Annotated in this window: 20 protein-coding genes and 1 pseudogene; 4 read left to right on the top strand and 17 right to left on the bottom strand. The window is 50.5% G+C overall.

Going from position 1 to position 14,602, the window contains the following annotated elements; all coding sequences use genetic code 11:
• The first annotated feature begins 194 nt into the window (after nucleotides 1–194).
• Nucleotides 195–1,124, top strand: a complete 930-nt coding sequence (ispH, locus tag ACTV8E_RS03670; protein ID WP_251836840.1) for a 4-hydroxy-3-methylbut-2-enyl diphosphate reductase — start codon at nucleotides 195–197, stop codon at nucleotides 1,122–1,124.
• 223 nt (nucleotides 1,125–1,347) lie between these two features.
• Here the strand turns inward: ispH and ACTV8E_RS03665 are convergent, their stop codons facing one another.
• The 15 genes from ACTV8E_RS03665 to ACTV8E_RS03595 form a co-directional block, all read right to left on the bottom strand.
• The gene (locus ACTV8E_RS03665; RefSeq protein ID WP_443198523.1) at nucleotides 1,348–1,707 is read right to left on the bottom strand and encodes a hypothetical protein; all 360 of its coding nucleotides are present in this window, start codon (nucleotides 1,705–1,707) and stop codon (nucleotides 1,348–1,350) included.
• 132 nt (nucleotides 1,708–1,839) lie between these two features.
• Nucleotides 1,840–2,544 carry a hypothetical protein gene (locus tag ACTV8E_RS03660; RefSeq protein WP_443198522.1) on the bottom strand — a complete coding sequence of 235 codons (705 nt, stop codon included), beginning with the start codon at nucleotides 2,542–2,544 and terminating at the stop codon, nucleotides 1,840–1,842.
• A gap of 50 nt (nucleotides 2,545–2,594) precedes the next feature.
• A complete protein-coding gene (locus tag ACTV8E_RS03655; RefSeq protein WP_443198521.1) occupies nucleotides 2,595–3,032 on the bottom strand; it encodes a DUF695 domain-containing protein in 438 nt (145 codons plus the stop codon).
• A 92-nt stretch (nucleotides 3,033–3,124) separates the two neighbouring features.
• Complete coding sequence (locus tag ACTV8E_RS03650) at nucleotides 3,125–3,535, bottom strand: hypothetical protein (RefSeq protein ID WP_443198520.1); 411 nt, start codon at nucleotides 3,533–3,535, stop codon at nucleotides 3,125–3,127.
• The gene (locus ACTV8E_RS03645) at nucleotides 3,486–3,746 is read right to left on the bottom strand and encodes a hypothetical protein (protein WP_443198519.1); all 261 of its coding nucleotides are present in this window, start codon (nucleotides 3,744–3,746) and stop codon (nucleotides 3,486–3,488) included. Before ACTV8E_RS03645 ends, ACTV8E_RS03650 begins: the two co-directional genes overlap by 50 nt.
• 397 nt (nucleotides 3,747–4,143) lie before the next feature.
• The gene (locus ACTV8E_RS03640; protein WP_443198518.1) at nucleotides 4,144–4,455 is read right to left on the bottom strand and encodes a hypothetical protein; all 312 of its coding nucleotides are present in this window, start codon (nucleotides 4,453–4,455) and stop codon (nucleotides 4,144–4,146) included.
• Nucleotides 4,456–4,483: 28 nt separating this feature from the next.
• A complete protein-coding gene (locus ACTV8E_RS03635) occupies nucleotides 4,484–5,029 on the bottom strand; it encodes a hypothetical protein (protein WP_443198517.1) in 546 nt (181 codons plus the stop codon).
• Between the two features lie 92 nt (nucleotides 5,030–5,121).
• Entirely contained in the window at nucleotides 5,122–5,460 is a 339-nt protein-coding gene (locus tag ACTV8E_RS03630) for a hypothetical protein (protein WP_443198516.1), read from the bottom strand.
• 166 nt (nucleotides 5,461–5,626) lie between these two features.
• Nucleotides 5,627–6,847 carry an SMEK domain-containing protein gene (locus ACTV8E_RS03625; protein WP_443198515.1) on the bottom strand — a complete coding sequence of 407 codons (1,221 nt, stop codon included), beginning with the start codon at nucleotides 6,845–6,847 and terminating at the stop codon, nucleotides 5,627–5,629.
• 103 nt (nucleotides 6,848–6,950) lie between these two features.
• Complete coding sequence (locus ACTV8E_RS03620; RefSeq protein ID WP_443198514.1) at nucleotides 6,951–7,325, bottom strand: hypothetical protein; 375 nt, start codon at nucleotides 7,323–7,325, stop codon at nucleotides 6,951–6,953.
• Between the two features lie 91 nt (nucleotides 7,326–7,416).
• The gene (locus ACTV8E_RS03615; RefSeq protein ID WP_443198513.1) at nucleotides 7,417–7,800 is read right to left on the bottom strand and encodes a hypothetical protein; all 384 of its coding nucleotides are present in this window, start codon (nucleotides 7,798–7,800) and stop codon (nucleotides 7,417–7,419) included.
• 90 nt (nucleotides 7,801–7,890) lie between these two features.
• Nucleotides 7,891–8,247, bottom strand: coding sequence for a hypothetical protein (locus ACTV8E_RS03610; RefSeq protein WP_443198512.1), 357 nt, complete (start codon nucleotides 8,245–8,247; stop codon nucleotides 7,891–7,893).
• Nucleotides 8,248–8,342: 95 nt separating this feature from the next.
• Nucleotides 8,343–9,074 (bottom strand): hypothetical protein, encoded by a 732-nt coding sequence (locus ACTV8E_RS03605; RefSeq protein ID WP_443198511.1) that lies wholly within the window; start codon nucleotides 9,072–9,074, stop codon nucleotides 8,343–8,345.
• Nucleotides 9,075–9,151: 77 nt separating this feature from the next.
• Nucleotides 9,152–9,493 carry an Imm8 family immunity protein gene (locus ACTV8E_RS03600; protein ID WP_443198510.1) on the bottom strand — a complete coding sequence of 114 codons (342 nt, stop codon included), beginning with the start codon at nucleotides 9,491–9,493 and terminating at the stop codon, nucleotides 9,152–9,154.
• 833 nt (nucleotides 9,494–10,326) lie between these two features.
• Nucleotides 10,327–10,668: an FKBP-type peptidyl-prolyl cis-trans isomerase gene (locus ACTV8E_RS03595; RefSeq protein ID WP_443198509.1), complete on the bottom strand. Its 342-nt coding sequence runs from the start codon at nucleotides 10,666–10,668 to the stop codon at nucleotides 10,327–10,329.
• Nucleotides 10,669–11,097: 429 nt separating this feature from the next.
• On the opposite strand from ACTV8E_RS03595, the gene ACTV8E_RS03590 reads away from it, so the two are divergent.
• The 3 genes from ACTV8E_RS03590 to ACTV8E_RS03580 all read left to right on the top strand — a co-directional run bounded on the left by ACTV8E_RS03590 (nucleotide 11,098) and on the right by ACTV8E_RS03580 (nucleotide 13,786).
• Nucleotides 11,098–12,144, top strand: coding sequence for a class I SAM-dependent methyltransferase (locus ACTV8E_RS03590; RefSeq protein ID WP_443198508.1), 1,047 nt, complete (start codon nucleotides 11,098–11,100; stop codon nucleotides 12,142–12,144).
• A 931-nt stretch (nucleotides 12,145–13,075) separates the two neighbouring features.
• Nucleotides 13,076–13,225, top strand: a complete 150-nt coding sequence (locus tag ACTV8E_RS03585; RefSeq protein ID WP_251836677.1) for a hypothetical protein — start codon at nucleotides 13,076–13,078, stop codon at nucleotides 13,223–13,225.
• 138 nt (nucleotides 13,226–13,363) lie between these two features.
• Nucleotides 13,364–13,786: a VOC family protein gene (locus ACTV8E_RS03580; RefSeq protein WP_443198507.1), complete on the top strand. Its 423-nt coding sequence runs from the start codon at nucleotides 13,364–13,366 to the stop codon at nucleotides 13,784–13,786.
• 18 nt (nucleotides 13,787–13,804) lie between these two features.
• Here the strand turns inward: ACTV8E_RS03580 and ACTV8E_RS03575 are convergent, their stop codons facing one another.
• Together ACTV8E_RS03575 and ACTV8E_RS03570 are read right to left on the bottom strand one after the other, a co-directional pair.
• The gene (locus ACTV8E_RS03575) at nucleotides 13,805–14,515 is read right to left on the bottom strand and encodes an alpha/beta fold hydrolase (protein WP_443198506.1); all 711 of its coding nucleotides are present in this window, start codon (nucleotides 14,513–14,515) and stop codon (nucleotides 13,805–13,807) included.
• Nucleotides 14,482–14,601, bottom strand: a pseudogene (locus tag ACTV8E_RS03570) (alpha/beta fold hydrolase); the annotation flags it as partial. The gene ACTV8E_RS03575 and the pseudogene ACTV8E_RS03570, both read right to left, overlap by 34 nt.
• Between the last annotated feature and the right edge of the window lies 1 nt (nucleotide 14,602).

Below are 14,602 nucleotides of genomic sequence, written 5' to 3'. Positions count from 1 at the left end.
AAAGTTCGGTTACAGCTCTCTAAATCTGCAACCGTGACCCGTGCGTCATCCGGGGCGAACTGCCGAACTAATTCGCCAGAGAATGGACTTTAGTACACGTGATCCCGCCGCTTGTATCGAGCGAAGGCTAAATAATCATGGACACAGGTTCAGTGCAGAGTGCGTCGCAGCGAGACCCATCAGCGCTATCCCCGCTGACGGTCATCCTGGCTAACCCACGAGGTTTCTGTGCTGGCGTTGAGCGAGCGATTGAAACTGTCGAGCGCACACTGAAGCAGATGGGCCCGCCGGTGTATGTTCGGCATGAAATTGTTCACAACCAGCGAGTGGTCACTGAGCTGGAACGCAAGGGAGCGGTATTCGTCGACGAGGTCGATGAGATTCCTCCGGGTTCGGTGGTAATTTTTTCCGCCCACGGCGTTTCCCACGCGGTGGTAGCCCAAGCACGAGAGCGAGCCTTGTACGTCATTGATGCAACCTGCCCCTTGGTCAGTAAAGTCCACAAGTCGGCCACGCGGTTTGCGGAGAAAGGATACGAGATTGTCTTGATCGGTCATGCCGGCCACGCGGAGGTAGAAGGCACCCTGGGGCGAGTACCGGGCCCGGTACACTTGGTTGAATGCGAAGAGGATGTCCAGCACCTGAATGTGAGGGACCCACAACGGGTCGCCTATGTCACCCAAACGACGCTGTCGATGTCCGATACCCGCGCCATTATCAAAGCCTTGCGGCGCCGGTTTCCCAGTATTACAGGGCCGGATACCGACGACATTTGTTATGCCACCCAAAACCGCCAAAACGCCATACAGACACTGGCTGGTGAAGTGGATCTCATCCTGGTGGTGGGGGCGAACAATAGTTCCAACTCCAACCGGCTGCGGGAGCTGGGCGAAAGGAGCGGTAAACCCACCTACCTCATTGCCGAGGCTGATCAGCTTCAACCCCAATGGTTAAGGGGTGTGAAACGCGTGGGCATCACAGCCGGGGCCAGTGCACCAGAGGTCCTGATCAGGGAAGTGCTAACGGAGCTCGGCCGCCACAGGCGCTTGAGCGTCACGGAATTGCCTGGGCCGGTGGAAACCGTGAAGTTTGCCCTGCCTGAAGGCATTGCAGGCAAGACCTAGCACGCGGGGTGAACTGTCCGACTTTAAAGGCACCCGTGAAAATCCTGGACAGAGAGTAGGACCCCCGTGAAGAGATGAACGTCAGTATCCCCCGTTTTCTCAGCTTCTGAGCCGCTTGTTCAGCCTCGGCCAGGGATCGGTATCGATCTATCCATAACGTTTGGTTAAGGGGGCCGGCTTTAGCCGGTCCCGAGTGAGCGAAGAGAACGGTTTGAACCTATTGTTAGGCATTGTTCTCGGGGCCGACGGATAGCGCTGTTACTATTCTTTCCCACGGTACAACCCGTCTAATAGCAGCGCACTTGCTCCCAAATGCTTTTTTCTCTTGTGCTTCTTCTCTAGCTTTTTCGAGTTCGCTATTGGGGAGGCCAGAAGCAGAGATTAGCCACAGCAGCATTTTTGGCTCCATTATGTGGTTGTAAGCGTATTTCGCATCCCTGCTAGGGCCGCTGCTTCTCGCATACTTCCCTGCTTTATTGTTTGGATCGAGCCAGCCCAGCCAATGATCGCGCTGCGTGGTGTAATGAGCGTAACCTTGAGTGCCGTGAGGAACCGACTCGTCGGAAGGTAGGCGTTCGATCATTCGAGCTAGCCAATGGGCAGAATAAGTGTTCACAGGTATAGGTGCCTAACGATCAGGTTAAAGGGCAGACGAACGCGCAGCGTTTGGCTGTCCCAGTGAGCGAAGCGAACGGTTTGAACCAATTGTTATATGCTATTCAAAATCACCGCCTCTTAGCTCAAGCCTTTTAAGGTCAGAGAGACGGTATTGCACTATTTGTTTTTCGTTCTCTCGAACTAAAAACACGTAATCCGCTAGCCGGCCGATATAAATCAATTTTTTAGTTGGTGACTCTAAACCGTCAGTGAGATCTGAGCCGACTATATAATGCAGCTTGCTTTCATTTGTTGCTTCAGTTCTTTCGATAATTGCTTGCATTACAGATATAGCTGGAAGGCAGCAAATTACAAGGCAAACGAAAAGTCTGGATGATGCTGCGTTAAAATTGTCAGTTAATGGCTTTGTGTGGCTAAGGCTGACGGTGCCAGGTAATATTCCGGCTATCATTCCGAAAAGTAATGAAGGCCAAAAGTTAATGCTAGTAGTGGCGAGCAATATTATTGCTATATTTATAGTAAGTGGAATGCTAATAAGTAGCTTGATATATTTTGGGTCATCTTCGCTACCTGGGTTGTTCGCGTGTTTGCTGGGCCTTATAAATTCAAGAAATAGTACCGGCATGAACATAAATGCTGAGAGAATTAGAAATGGTACTGCATGCGAGATTGCCTCGCTTAGGGATATGTATTCGAATGGCTGAATCTGGAAAGTTGACCAGTAAAAATATAAATTTAAGAATGCGCATAGCAGTGTGTAAGGAATAATTATGCTGGCAATATTCTTGTATTCTTCAATCAATCTAATTGCCTCGTAATTTTTGGGGTGCATTATAACGCTGCAGTTGTTAGTTAAATGCCTTTTACACCTGAAACGAAATTGTGATAAAGCGACCACTCTGGTTGCTTAGAGTGCTTTATTTCAATTGGGAACACGGGCTTTCCAGAAAGCGCATCATTTAAGCGCCGCATCCAGGTCTCAATGTCTTTGACAGACCAATGCCACTCTTTTCTGCCATTCCCCGTCACTACTAACATAAGATGACTTATGCCGGTTTTGTCTAGGTGTTCTAAGGCATCCTCAAATGCTATTTGAGCTTCGTTTGTCTCGGCATCCGGCATTCCACCTTCATTTGCTGCTTTATATGCCCAGCACACGGAAATCAAAAATGGGTAGTCTGATTCGATGGAGCCTTCAGGCACAGACTGAAGGATCCTAAAAATAAGAGGCTTACCGTCCTCTTCACCTGTTGCAGTGAAATACAGGTCTTCAGCGCTAGCTCCGGACATTATAAAGCTCCATAAAATTATTAGTTTGGCCAAGCTCATTCGGCATTTAACGACCAAGCTGTGCGGTGCAAACGAGCGCCTTGTTATGCGTGTTATACAAAGTCGCATACCCTAACACGAGTGTTGCTTTCGAGAAATTGTGCCACACCTTCAAGATCTGAAAATGAATTACTAAAAGACTTAGTTTCGCCATTTAATTCTTTTAGTATTCTTACGAAAAATTCACCTCCATCGCTCTTTACAGTGACAGTGGTTTTTTCCTCTCCGTCAGGTGTGGAGCTAACAACGGAGGCCATCAACTCGCTAGCGCTTTCTAATAGGCTAGACAAAAGTGCTTTTTGTTTTCCACTATGAGTTTCATCCCATACAGTGAAGTTCGCAGAGCTGTACTGGTACAGAGCATAAAGCATAGGTAGTGAAAAAACAGCGCCAAAGACAACATCAATGACGACTTCAGTGGTTGGCGAGAATAACATCAAAAGTGAACGCAGACCGGTAGACACAGCGTTCAGCCAGAAGAGGAACCTCCAACCAGATGGTTTCCATATAGCTTTGCGGTATACATACCCATACAGTCCCGAAATACAAAACTGTAAAAGCAGAGTTTATAAAAGTAAAAACTAAAGAATTTCCTGTGCTGATTGCCACTCCCAAGCCAAGCAATGCGAAGAAGATTATTAAAGCCCCGTAAAAACTCCACACCATTTTTTTCATGTTAATTTCCTATTACGCATAACGTTTGGTTAAGGGGCGGGCTTTAGCCCGTCCCAGTGAGCGCAGTGAGCGGCTTGAACCAATTGTTATGCTTTGCTATGTGAAGTGAATGCATGAGCAATAAAGTTTGCCCCAACAGCCGCGCCAGTAATTAGAACTAGCTGGGTTGCAACCTCTTGGGTGGCGGTTAATGGCGCATTGATAGCGGAAATTAGACCGACCACCGTAAGTACGCTGCTTGAAATAAGTGCTGCCCCTGCCCAAAAGAAAGCCCGGGCACTGGTTTGCTTCAAAAGACACGCTAGAGTAATGATTACTACGAGAGCCCATGCGGACAATATTAATTCAATCATTATATTACCTGGTTTGCATTGTTGCGGTTTTTGGGTGTGTATGCTTATGGCTTTTGTGGCCAAGTAACTTTTAGGCTAACTAATCCGTGGCCATTTCTTTTGTATAGGATACGCCCGCCATCAAGATGTACGATCAGTTCTAACCGCATCAACTCACCTCTAGCGCCTGCTCCTGATTGCGCAAATACTTGTGCGTACCCTTCTGGAGGTAAAAACGCAGGTGGATAGGCCGTCCAGTCATCAGGCGCTTCGCTGTCCGAGAAAACGGTGATTTCTTTTGGGGCGTCGAAATCTATCTCGATCTTGTCTAAACATGCTTGCTTAATTGCAGGGTAATCATTTTTATCGAATTTCACGATTTTTCCTTGATGCATAACGTTGGAGTTAAGCCGCGCCGTTAGGCGTCGGCTTGGACGACTTGTTATGCGGCACCTTTTCTGACTTTGGCGCTTCTATCGCTGGCGGGCTTATAAGGCTTTTCATGAAAGTGATATTTTCATTATGTCTCGTGCCTAGGCTATAGATTACGGTTGCACCTACTGCGATAGAGATGACTGCCTTCCAGATTAGTGAAACTGGTGCATTCTGCAGTATCCATGATGCTGTTATTTTTGAGGGAAATTCAATTGGCTTGGGGAATTTCTTTTTATAATCAATTTCTGTTTTTATTATTCCGCTTAGATGCAGAAACTCAGCTTTTCCATTTTCCCATGCTTCTTGGGAAATATCTTGGCCTTTTGCTTGAATTGTGCCATAGGGATAAAACTTAACTCTTTTTAGGATGGGGGCATGCGGATTATCTATGCCAAAGACGGCAATTGAGAGCGCTATCGCTTTATTAATAATTGCTTCCGCTCCAAGAACATTCTTTGGCGCTAGTGCATTAAGTTCGTTTTCAAGTAATTCAAGCTCATACTTGGCATCAGTCATCTTTGTGTCTCAGGATTGTGCCGCATAACGACAAGCTAAAGGGCGGGCTTTAGCCTGTCCCAGCGAACGAAGTGAGCGATTTGAGCACATTGTTAGATAGCCTCGGCCGCTGCTTGCTCAGATATGCATTGTTTTATATCGCGATTGAGAGCAAAAGGAATTACAAACCACCCGAGCCCCGCGATAAAGCACGAGATTAAAACCGAGGAAAGAATATAGCTGAAGCTGATTACTCCTAGCCTATAAGCTTTTATTAGACTGACCAGCGTAACGGGGATAGAGGTAATCGCAACTACCAGTGAAAGGAATATTGCGTAAGGTACGTATTGAGAGCTGGGAGTGACGACCAGTGTTCCCCCGCCAACGAAGACAATGGCGGCGAGGTAAAGGATGAAAATTGATATTTTGTTTGTTACTTGCAGTGATTTCATTTTTTTCTTCGTGTGAGTGATTATGGATTAAGCATCTAACGCCCACATCATAGGATGACGGCGCGCAGCGACGGCAGTCCTATGCATGTGCTTGTTACATTTCACAAGCCAACATATTAGAATTATTCGTGGCTTTAATCGTTAAGCACTTACTTTCAAATGGCCACTAGCTGTATGTGATCCAGCCATTATTCATGAAGGTATTTATCTCTTCGTTAGAGCTATTTGAAAATATTCTTGAGAATTCTTTTCCATCAATAGTGAATGTATGCTTATATTTATATTCTGATTCACAGAAGTTGTTCTGTCTACACCTAGAGCATTTACAACGCCCAGGCTGAAAGGCTCTTTGAACAATAGCATCCCAATTTTTGGGATGGCTAACTGATCTCAGGCATGAAAAATCACAGTCAAGAATAATTCTTCTGAGTTTGTCGAGGTCGCCACTACAGAAGCTTTTTAGCGTACAAAATAGATTTGTGTCGTCTAACTCACCTCTAAAATAAGGTTCAAGCACCCTGATATATCTATCATCTCCGTGTGGATCATATTCATCATTAACGAATAATAGATCTTGTGCTTTCAGAACTTGAAATATTTGAAATCCATAACCACCAAATGCTTGCTCAACCTGACTTGTAGGCATGACGATATTATTCTCATCTAAACGCCCAAAAAGATTACGTGCAAACTGACCCTGCCCAACGACATAGAACAAGTATTCTCTCTGATTTTTCGTGAGGTTCGATAAAGTTTGTGCAAGTGATTTCAGATCGTTTAGCAACTGTTCAGTATATTCAGGCTCGCCTTCAATGCCTAAAAAAGTAATAAGAGCATTTGGTGTGGGCATTGAATAAGTTCCCACTAGCCCTGACGGAAGGATACTATCAGATTGCTCGACCCTACTAATCAAATTTTCTGCCAAGTAGTTATCAAGATGAAAAATATCTCTGTCATCTAGGTTAGCTATGACTTTGTACAAGTCATTAAGATTTATAACGCTAGTGTCAATATCTCGATCCGTTAAAGAGCAAAGGTCTTTATTGGAAATAATTAGGAAAACCAACTTATCAAAGTCACGATCTAGCTGCTTTTCTTTAAATCTTGAAACCGTATCCCTGAACTTTTGATTCGTTGATTCTGATGTAATCTGTATGCAAGTTCTAGCACCATAATCACCTAGGTCTATGGCGGGATAATTATCCTGAATTGCATTCATATCTCGTAAACGCAGATTGTACGCAATGTTTAAAATATCAATAAATAGTCTTTCTGCACTCTTGTTTATGTCATTGAAACCAGCCTTATTTTGAATGGTTACAACATTTGAAAATGTTGCAAATCTTTCGGCTAGTGCTTTTAGTGCATTTTCTCTTCTAATATCCATATGATTACTGCTTAGTTAATTGTGAAATGTAACGATTAAGCTAAGGGGCCGGCTTCGCCGGTCCCAGCGAACGAAGTGAGCGCTTTGAGCGCATTGTTAGGGGTCATGAACCAATTACAGCTTTGCATACTGGGCATGAGCGCCGATTTGAATTTAACCTGTTAGTTAGGCTCTTTTGGCCTTTTGAGTCATAACAGGCAGAGCAGTACAGACCTTCTTCGCCGTCGAACTTATAACAACCCCATTTAATAGTGGGTTTCTGCTTTGCTTCTGGGTTTGCAGATTTTAAAGCCCGTAATTCGTCTGTTTGAATTGCAAGCTGAATTTTTAGATCTGCAATCTGAAGCTTTGCGTCAGCAAGCTCAGTAGATAGATCAGCTAGTAAGTTTTTGAACTCTGCTTCCGAAAGGTTCTTGGAAATGTCGCGGAGCCTACTCACGATGGAGATTGAGTTATTGATTGTTGAGACGATATCCACGGATTGTCCTTTGATCCCTAACGCCATTGGTAATGGGCGCCAACGGAGCAAGGCGTAGTTGGCGTCCCGTTGACCACGTGGTTAGCTGCAACTACAGCGAGATCTCCCGCCACTGCAGAAATACTGGCGACTGAGTCTTTTTCAAAAAACAAAGAAAGACCTCCTCCACTTGCTTCCGCTGAAACCACTCGTCTTGATTTAAGGCTAATTCACCGCCGGTGAAGGAGAACATTGTGCCGTCAGGGAATGGGCTAATGGGTTTTCCTTGGTAAGCCCTATAGTGCCTTCCATCCCCATGTTCACGCTTCTCAAGCATAAATAAACCGGGCCCACCGGCTACTTGGATATAAGAATTCTCAGCCTCAAGCACGGCAAAACCTGATGGTCCAGTAGACCGCAATTTTGACAATTCCAGCAGCAGCTGTGCTTCGGAGGGAGCGTTAATTACTCTTCCTTTCTCTCGCTCGAACTTCATGATCCCTCGCAGCTAACGATTAAGCTAAGGGGCGGGCTTTAGCCCGTCCCAGAGAACGAAGTGAGCGATTTGAGCGCATTGTTATACGAACTAACCCCGATTAGAGAGCTCAAGGCCTTCGCCCCATTGTATGATTTCGTTAGTCCATGCAAGAACAAGGCATAGGCCGAGGTTTTTAACACCCCATTTGCGGCCCTCATCCCCGGCATAGCCGCCATAGATTTGATTGATTCGTTCTTCGTAGAATTTCTCAAAATTGCCATAAGCAGTACTTTCTAGGTGAATGCTTAGGTCTATATCCGAGCCGCATCTCTTTTTGATGAATCGCAGGAGCCCCTGAGACTCAATAGCTTCGTGTATTTCTGGAATAGTAATGTCGTTATATTTTCCTGAATCAATCAGGCTGTTGATTTGCAGGATTAGAAGCGTCAGTGCTGTGACTTTCATGTGATCTCCGTGTTAAGCATGTTTGTATAACGTTTGGTTAAGGGGCCGGCTTTAGCCGGTCCCGAGTGAGCGCAGCGAACAACTTGAACCATTTGTTAGAAAACATTTTTGATGAGCCAGTCTGCGCCATCAATTAGCTCCTGTACTTGCTCTTTTGTAGGCTCCGCGTCTTTTTTGTGAGAGCAAATATTACGGATATCTGCAAGGTAAGTGATCTTTCTCCAGGTCGGAGTATCAATTACGGATGCATTTTTAAGAGGGTCATTCAGATCTGAAATTGTAGGATTTTTCTTGGTGACTTTTATCGCATGACTATTTGCTACTTTTTGTAGGTGCCCCTCGATAACAACCCCAGTTAGAGCACCTGCCGCTCTTGGGCTGACTTTAAGAAGCTGCTTAGCCACGACTATTTCACTGTCTTGAATTTCCGCATATAGCTCTTCTTCAATATTTCCTAGCAAAGAATCCGCGCGATCAATTATAGACTTGAAAATAGTCAGTTGATTGAAGAAGGCTTGAACTACTTGCTTTCTAGTGTCGAAATTTGGATAGTGAAAATTGTTAGGCGCAACGCCTTTGAAATAGTCTTGAATGACGTAGGTCCCGTATCCGAGTGATTTCCTTTTGGGATCAATTTCATAGTAGCCGCGAAACTCACTAAGTCGATCTAACGCCAAGTGCTGAACAGCCCTCAGGGCCTTTGTGTACCAAGATTGATATTTGTACTGAAAGGAATCATTATTGCCGTCGTGGAATTCTTGGCACACCTTCGCGCCAGAATTATAAAGCTCTGTTAATTCCTTAGTGATTAATTTCTTTCGCGACATGGCAGTGATCTTCTAACGTGCCTTGCTGAGCCGCGCCGCTTTAGCGGCGTCGGCTCCAGCTGCGGGTTAGAGCTTTCTCACCATTCATCGGAATACTCGAGCGTCCCAGCTAGTTGCTTGATGACGCACTCCCACTCTGTACACGACTGGACGTGTAAGAGGAGTTTTTCCACTCTTGCGCGAATCGCCGCCCAATCGAAACGCGCCAAAACCAGGGTGTGGCCAACAAACATGCCGGCATCGGCGCGTGCGAGAGCTGAGGCAGAGCACACGCTGAACCCAAAGACTTCGTGGCCCGCCTCACCGCTCTTGCTAATAGCAACCTGCACAAATACGGCGAAGTCCTCCAGGTCTGGCGGATAACCTTCAGAGGGTGGGTCGAGATCTGGGCTCCAGAGACTTTGAACTGCGTACTTCATGTTGGTGAGCTCTAACGTCCCGCTAAACGGCGAGCGTTAGCGAGTCCGGTGGAGGCCACGCCTTTTGTGGCCGGAACGCATTTAAGGGGTTTGTTACGTGTTTTTTGCATGACTAAAATAGAAAGCTGTAACACTACCCATTAGCGTGCCAGCGAAAGCCAAAAACTCTGTGAAGTACTGATTTTTTGCCATTGCGAGCATGAACGTAAAAACAAGAACCAAAAATACTATAGCCATTGCCAGAAGTGGCTTAATACGTTTATTCAACCTTTCGGTTGCTGGCTCCGATTGCCCTAAGCCATTACAAGTACCACACGCTAGGCCAACATATGGAGGCTTGCCTTTAAGCTCATGATATTTTACGCAGGCTAAACAGCTAGTCCCATTTTCGCCAGAAGTGCACGTACCAGTTTCGCTGCAGTGTTTGCACGGATAAAGATTTGCCCGAATTTCTTGCACTTACGTCAACTCCCTGTACACGTAACAGTGATTAGATGGAGGTCGATGTTAATGCATAACGAGAGCGTTCCACATAACTCCGTCCTCATCCTCAAGACCCAAAATCGTAATCCTCGAGAAATCAATGATCTACGACCACGTCCTGTGCTTGATCCGTATTCGCTTGACCGCCGCCTTTCTATACAAAAAGACCAAGGGATCTATAAGCAATGGCCGAACGCTACTACAGCATATAGATGTTTGCCAACCCAGACTTTGATCAAATTAAAGCCGTATGCAGTCAGGCAGCATTACGATGTGCGGATCGCAGAATTCAATCGGTCCGGCAAGGCTGTACACCTACGCATCCCACCCGCGCGTTCCGCACGACCTTCTCAATCATCCCGCGTCAGCACTTCCAGCAGCTCGATTTCAAAAATCAGGTTCGAATTCGGTGTGATATGCGCGCCGATTTGCCGTTCGCCGTAGGCGAGGTTGGCGGGTACGAACAGTTTGCGCTTGCCGCCGACTTTCATGCCCATCAGGCCCATGTCCCAGCCCTTAATTACGCGGCCTGTGCCGATTACGCACTGGAAGGGTTTGCCGCGTTGGTAGGAGGAGTCGAACACTGTGCCGTCTGCCAGGGTGCCGGTGTACTGGGTGGTGATCAGCGCGCCTTTGATGCATTCCTTGCCGTAGCCCAGTTGAAGGTCCACCACCTGTAATTCGTTGCTCATCTCGTCCTCGATCGGTTCGGTTGTTTGCGTTGGCCGGCGTTTTCGCAGGAATCGTGGGATGTGGCAAGCGTCGTGCTCTGTCCTGGGCATTGGTCGGCACGGCGGAGTTGCTGGCTCGTTGTTTACTGGCGTGCTTGTCACTGGCCGGGCCGAGAAGGGCGCGAGTGGTGAAGAACTACACTGAATATGTTCCCGGCACGGTGAACAGGTGAGTGCGCATCTGCATTCGAGCATGTAGGCCGGGCACGCTTTCAGATGGGCACGCCATGCGCCACGGGAAGGCGCTCAACCGCCCGAATACACACGGAATTCGGGTCCTGCGCAGCAGGCGCTTGGCGGGCACTCGCGTTCTGGCTGCGCTTACCGACCACCGCCGAGCAGGTTGTTGGTGCTCTCGTTCAACGGTGGCCTTTTACAGGAGCACACACCATGAACGAGGCCAAACTTAACGACTTCATGGGCAAGCTGGTGACCGACATGGGTGGCGCAGCGATGCTCGCCAACATGATCCTCGGCGATGAACTCGGCCTGTACCGGGCCATGGCCGACGGCCAACCGGTTACTCCCGAAGCGCTCGCCGACAAGACCGGTTGCAACGCGCGCCTGCTGCGCGAGTGGCTCAGCGCCCAGGTGGCGTCCGGTTATATGGAACACCGCGATGGGCAATTCCGTCTGCCGGAGGAGCAGGCCATGGCTCTGGCGATTGAGGACTCGCCGGTCTACGTGGCCGGTGGCGCTTCGGTGGTGGCCGCGCTGTTCCATGACAAGGACAAGATGGCCAGCGCCATGCGCGGCGACGGCGCCCTGGCCTGGGGCGATCATCATCCGTGTCTGTTCGGCGGCACCGAGCGCTTCTTCCGTCCCGGTTATCGGGCGCACCTGGTGGCCGAATGGCTACCGGCCCTGGACGGCGTGATGGATAAACTCAACGCCGGCGCCAAAGTGGCGGATATCGGCTGCGGACACGGCGCCTCGACCGTGATCATGGCGCAGGCCTTCCCCGCCTCGCAGTTCATCGGCTTCGACTACCACGCGCCGTCCATCGAGACCGCCACGCAACGTGCCGAGGAGGCTGGCGTGGCGGAGCGGGCGACGTTCAGGCAGGCCACGGCAAAGGATTTCCCCGACAACGACTACGACCTGATCTGCTACTTCGATTGCCTGCACGACATGGGCGACCCGGTTGGCGCCGCGCAGCATGCCTACCAGGCGCTCAAGCCGGACGGCACCGTGCTGTTGGTTGAGCCGTACGCCAATGACACGCTGGATGAAAATCTCACACCAGTAGGACGCTTGTACTACGCCGCCTCGACCTTTTTGTGCACGCCGAACTCGTTATCCCAGGACGTCGGGCTGGGGCTGGGGGCGCAAGCCGGCGAGGCGCGGCTGCGCAAGGTGTTCACCGAGGCGGGTTTCAGTCGGTTTCGCAGGGCGGCGGAAACGCCGTTCAACCTGATTCTGGAGGTGCGCAAGTAATCGGACAGGGCAGCGCTTGGGTCTGATGGAACAGGTGTTGTTGCATCAGGCACCAAGTGAGTGCTGACGCAGCGGGCAAGCAAGTTGAAGCAGAAATATCTGCTATTACAGGCAGCAGAAACCCTGTTGTCATTGGCTGTCCAACGTCCCAAGGTGGTTTTATTTTGTGGAGAGATGGGCTCATGTTCATGTCACGTTTGGCCGTCGCAGTACTCGGCGGTGTGCTCTTGATGGGCGGGTCAGTGTCCGCGCTGGCTGACTCTGACCGGGGTAAGCACACCCGTTCGCAGCTGATGCAGCACGACGCCCGGGGCAGGCATGCCCACCCCGGTGGCGCGCCACATCGGCGGGATTGGCAAGACAATCGCAGAGGATGGGACAGTAGGGATCACCGGCAACACCGTGACTATGGACGGTACGACGGACGTGGCCAGTACGAGCACAGAGGGGCGTACGGGCATAGATATCCGCCCGGGGTGTACGGGCAGTTCCGGTATGACAACCGGCCCTATCGGGTTCAGGGAGAGTGGTCGCTGCCGCAGAATCGCCTGGGCAATGAGCGCGGCGAGTCGTTTAATTCGGAGCGTTACTATTCGGATTCACCCGGGGTAAAGATACTCGGCACCGGTCGCGGATACGCACCACCAAGGAACGTCTTGCCGGATATGAACCGCATCCCACCGCGCAACAACCCGCATCCGCCGGGCATTTATCGGCCCTTGCATGATGGCGGGCTGCACCGCTAGCCGCCGAGCCAGGAGAGGAGCCGACTGGACATTCGCCATGGGTTTTTTATAAAGCTCCCGCTGCGACTGTCCCGGCGGCTCTGACCGAGCCTGAGCATATCCAACAGGGGTGGACCAACGAGGCGCGCATCGGAGGGGCGCTTGAGCGTCGGCTGGAGCGGCTTGGGCTGGAAAGTCGATTTGCCATGATCCATGGCCCCGGCACGCAGCCACTGGTGTGGCACTGCCTGCGCTCATACATGCAAAACACCAATGCCTGGAAAGGCACCACCATTACATTCGTCCTCACGCCTCAGGCCGGCGGCACCCACCTGGATTTCGCCAATGGCTACTAGGAGGAGTCGTCGTGTTACGTTTGCGTACAGGGGGGGGCGTTCTTTGTCGGCACCAGCTTCAAGCAGTACGTCGAGACGGGCATAGGCATTCCCTATCCGGACATTCCAGGACACGCGTGATCCATGAAAGGTGCATAGATGAAGGCTCGTATTTCGGTGATTACCCTCGGCGTCGAGGATCTGAATAAGGCCGTAGCGTTCTACCGCGACGGCTTGGGTTTGCCAACGCAAGGCGTAATGGGCGAGGAATTCGAGTATGGGGCGGTTGCATTTTTTGAGCTGAACGCCGGGTTGAAGTTGGCGCTGTGGCCCAGGGACAGCATTGCCCATGATTCAGGCCTGCCTCGAGGAACGGCATCGGCCACGGAATTCACTCTCGGCCACAACGTTTCGTCCCGGGAAAAAGTTGACGCCGTGATGGCGCAGGCGCATGCGGCGGGTGCCCATATCGTCAAGCCGGCCCAGGACACCTTTTGGGGTGGTTATGCCGGCTATTTCCAGGACCTTGATCAGCACCTGTGGGAAGTCGTCTGGAATCCTGCGTGGTTGCCTGACGACTAACAACGCCTCTACGTATTGTTAAATACGGCCCAGAAAGGTTTCAATCAGCGGATTGACCACCTGCGGATGGGTAGTCGGCCCCATATGTCCCAGCCCGGCCAGGGTGACCCATTCGACATTGGGCAGGGTGCTGGTAAGCAGCTGGGCCACACCCAGCGAGGAGGCCGGCGAATCCTGGCCGGTCAGGTACAGCACCGGCATGTTCAGCGAAGCGAAGGCAGTGAGTGGAGTGGGCTCGCTGAGCAGCGCGTGCGCCCAGCCGTGCACGTTGGTCATGGCGGTGGCGATAGCGGACTTGCGCTGTTTTGGCATGCGCTGCCAGACACCGGCGCCCATCCAGTAATCGATAAAATATTCGGCGGCCGCGTTCATATCGTGGGCGTCCAGAGCGCGGGCGGCATCAGCCACCGTAGCGCGGATGCCATCCGCTTCGTTGGGCGGCGGGGTTTCGGCATCGAGCAGCGCAAACAGTGTGGGTTCATAGAGCACCATGGCCCGTACCCGCTCGGGATGACGCATGGCGGCAATCAACGCGCCGGCACCGCCATAGGAGTGACCGATCAGCACCCGCGGCGCGCCCGCTCGGGCCAGCACGGGTTCGGCCAGGTCGACTTCATCGTCGAGGGTGCGATTCGGTCGGCAGGCCAAGGCGGGCTTTTGCCCGCGCCATAGCCGTCGGTTGCCAGCACATGACAGCGCGGCGCGAGCAACTCCATCAGCTCGCGCCACTGCGTTGAACTGCTGGCGTTGGCGTGAAAACACACCACGCCAGGGCCGGTACCGGCCTCGCGAAAGAACGGCTCGACGGCTGCCATA

The organism is Pseudomonas sp. B392_1p (genome assembly GCF_052245235.1).
In the GTDB taxonomy this organism is placed as follows: Bacteria; Pseudomonadota; Gammaproteobacteria; order Pseudomonadales; family Pseudomonadaceae; genus Serpens; species Serpens gallinarum.
The sequence above is the reverse complement of the archived record's forward strand: the minus strand, read 5'-3'. Positions and strand labels throughout refer to the sequence as shown.

Bases quoted from the DNA above. Each gene is read 5' to 3' on its own strand.
- ACTV8E_RS03635 (WP_443198517.1), bottom strand. From the start codon at position 5,029: ATGACTGATGCCAAGTATGAGCTTGAATTACTTGAAAACGAACTTAAT.
- ACTV8E_RS03655 (WP_443198521.1), bottom strand. From the start codon at position 3,032: ATGTCCGGAGCTAGCGCTGAAGACCTGTATTTCACTGCAACAGGTGAA.
- ACTV8E_RS03600 (WP_443198510.1), bottom strand. From the start codon at position 9,493: ATGAAGTACGCAGTTCAAAGTCTCTGGAGCCCAGATCTCGACCCACCC.
- ACTV8E_RS03580 (WP_443198507.1), top strand. From the start codon at position 13,364: ATGAAGGCTCGTATTTCGGTGATTACCCTCGGCGTCGAGGATCTGAAT.
- ACTV8E_RS03585 (WP_251836677.1), top strand. From the start codon at position 13,076: ATGATCCATGGCCCCGGCACGCAGCCACTGGTGTGGCACTGCCTGCGC.
- ACTV8E_RS03615 (WP_443198513.1), bottom strand. From the start codon at position 7,800: ATGAAGTTCGAGCGAGAGAAAGGAAGAGTAATTAACGCTCCCTCCGAA.
- ACTV8E_RS03625 (WP_443198515.1), bottom strand. From the start codon at position 6,847: ATGGATATTAGAAGAGAAAATGCACTAAAAGCACTAGCCGAAAGATTT.
- ACTV8E_RS03665 (WP_443198523.1), bottom strand. From the start codon at position 1,707: ATGATCGAACGCCTACCTTCCGACGAGTCGGTTCCTCACGGCACTCAA.
- ACTV8E_RS03645 (WP_443198519.1), bottom strand. From the start codon at position 3,746: ATGAAAAAAATGGTGTGGAGTTTTTACGGGGCTTTAATAATCTTCTTC.
- ACTV8E_RS03595 (WP_443198509.1), bottom strand. From the start codon at position 10,668: ATGAGCAACGAATTACAGGTGGTGGACCTTCAACTGGGCTACGGCAAG.
- ACTV8E_RS03605 (WP_443198511.1), bottom strand. From the start codon at position 9,074: ATGTCGCGAAAGAAATTAATCACTAAGGAATTAACAGAGCTTTATAAT.
- ACTV8E_RS03610 (WP_443198512.1), bottom strand. From the start codon at position 8,247: ATGAAAGTCACAGCACTGACGCTTCTAATCCTGCAAATCAACAGCCTG.
- ACTV8E_RS03590 (WP_443198508.1), top strand. From the start codon at position 11,098: ATGAACGAGGCCAAACTTAACGACTTCATGGGCAAGCTGGTGACCGAC.
- ACTV8E_RS03630 (WP_443198516.1), bottom strand. From the start codon at position 5,460: ATGAAATCACTGCAAGTAACAAACAAAATATCAATTTTCATCCTTTAC.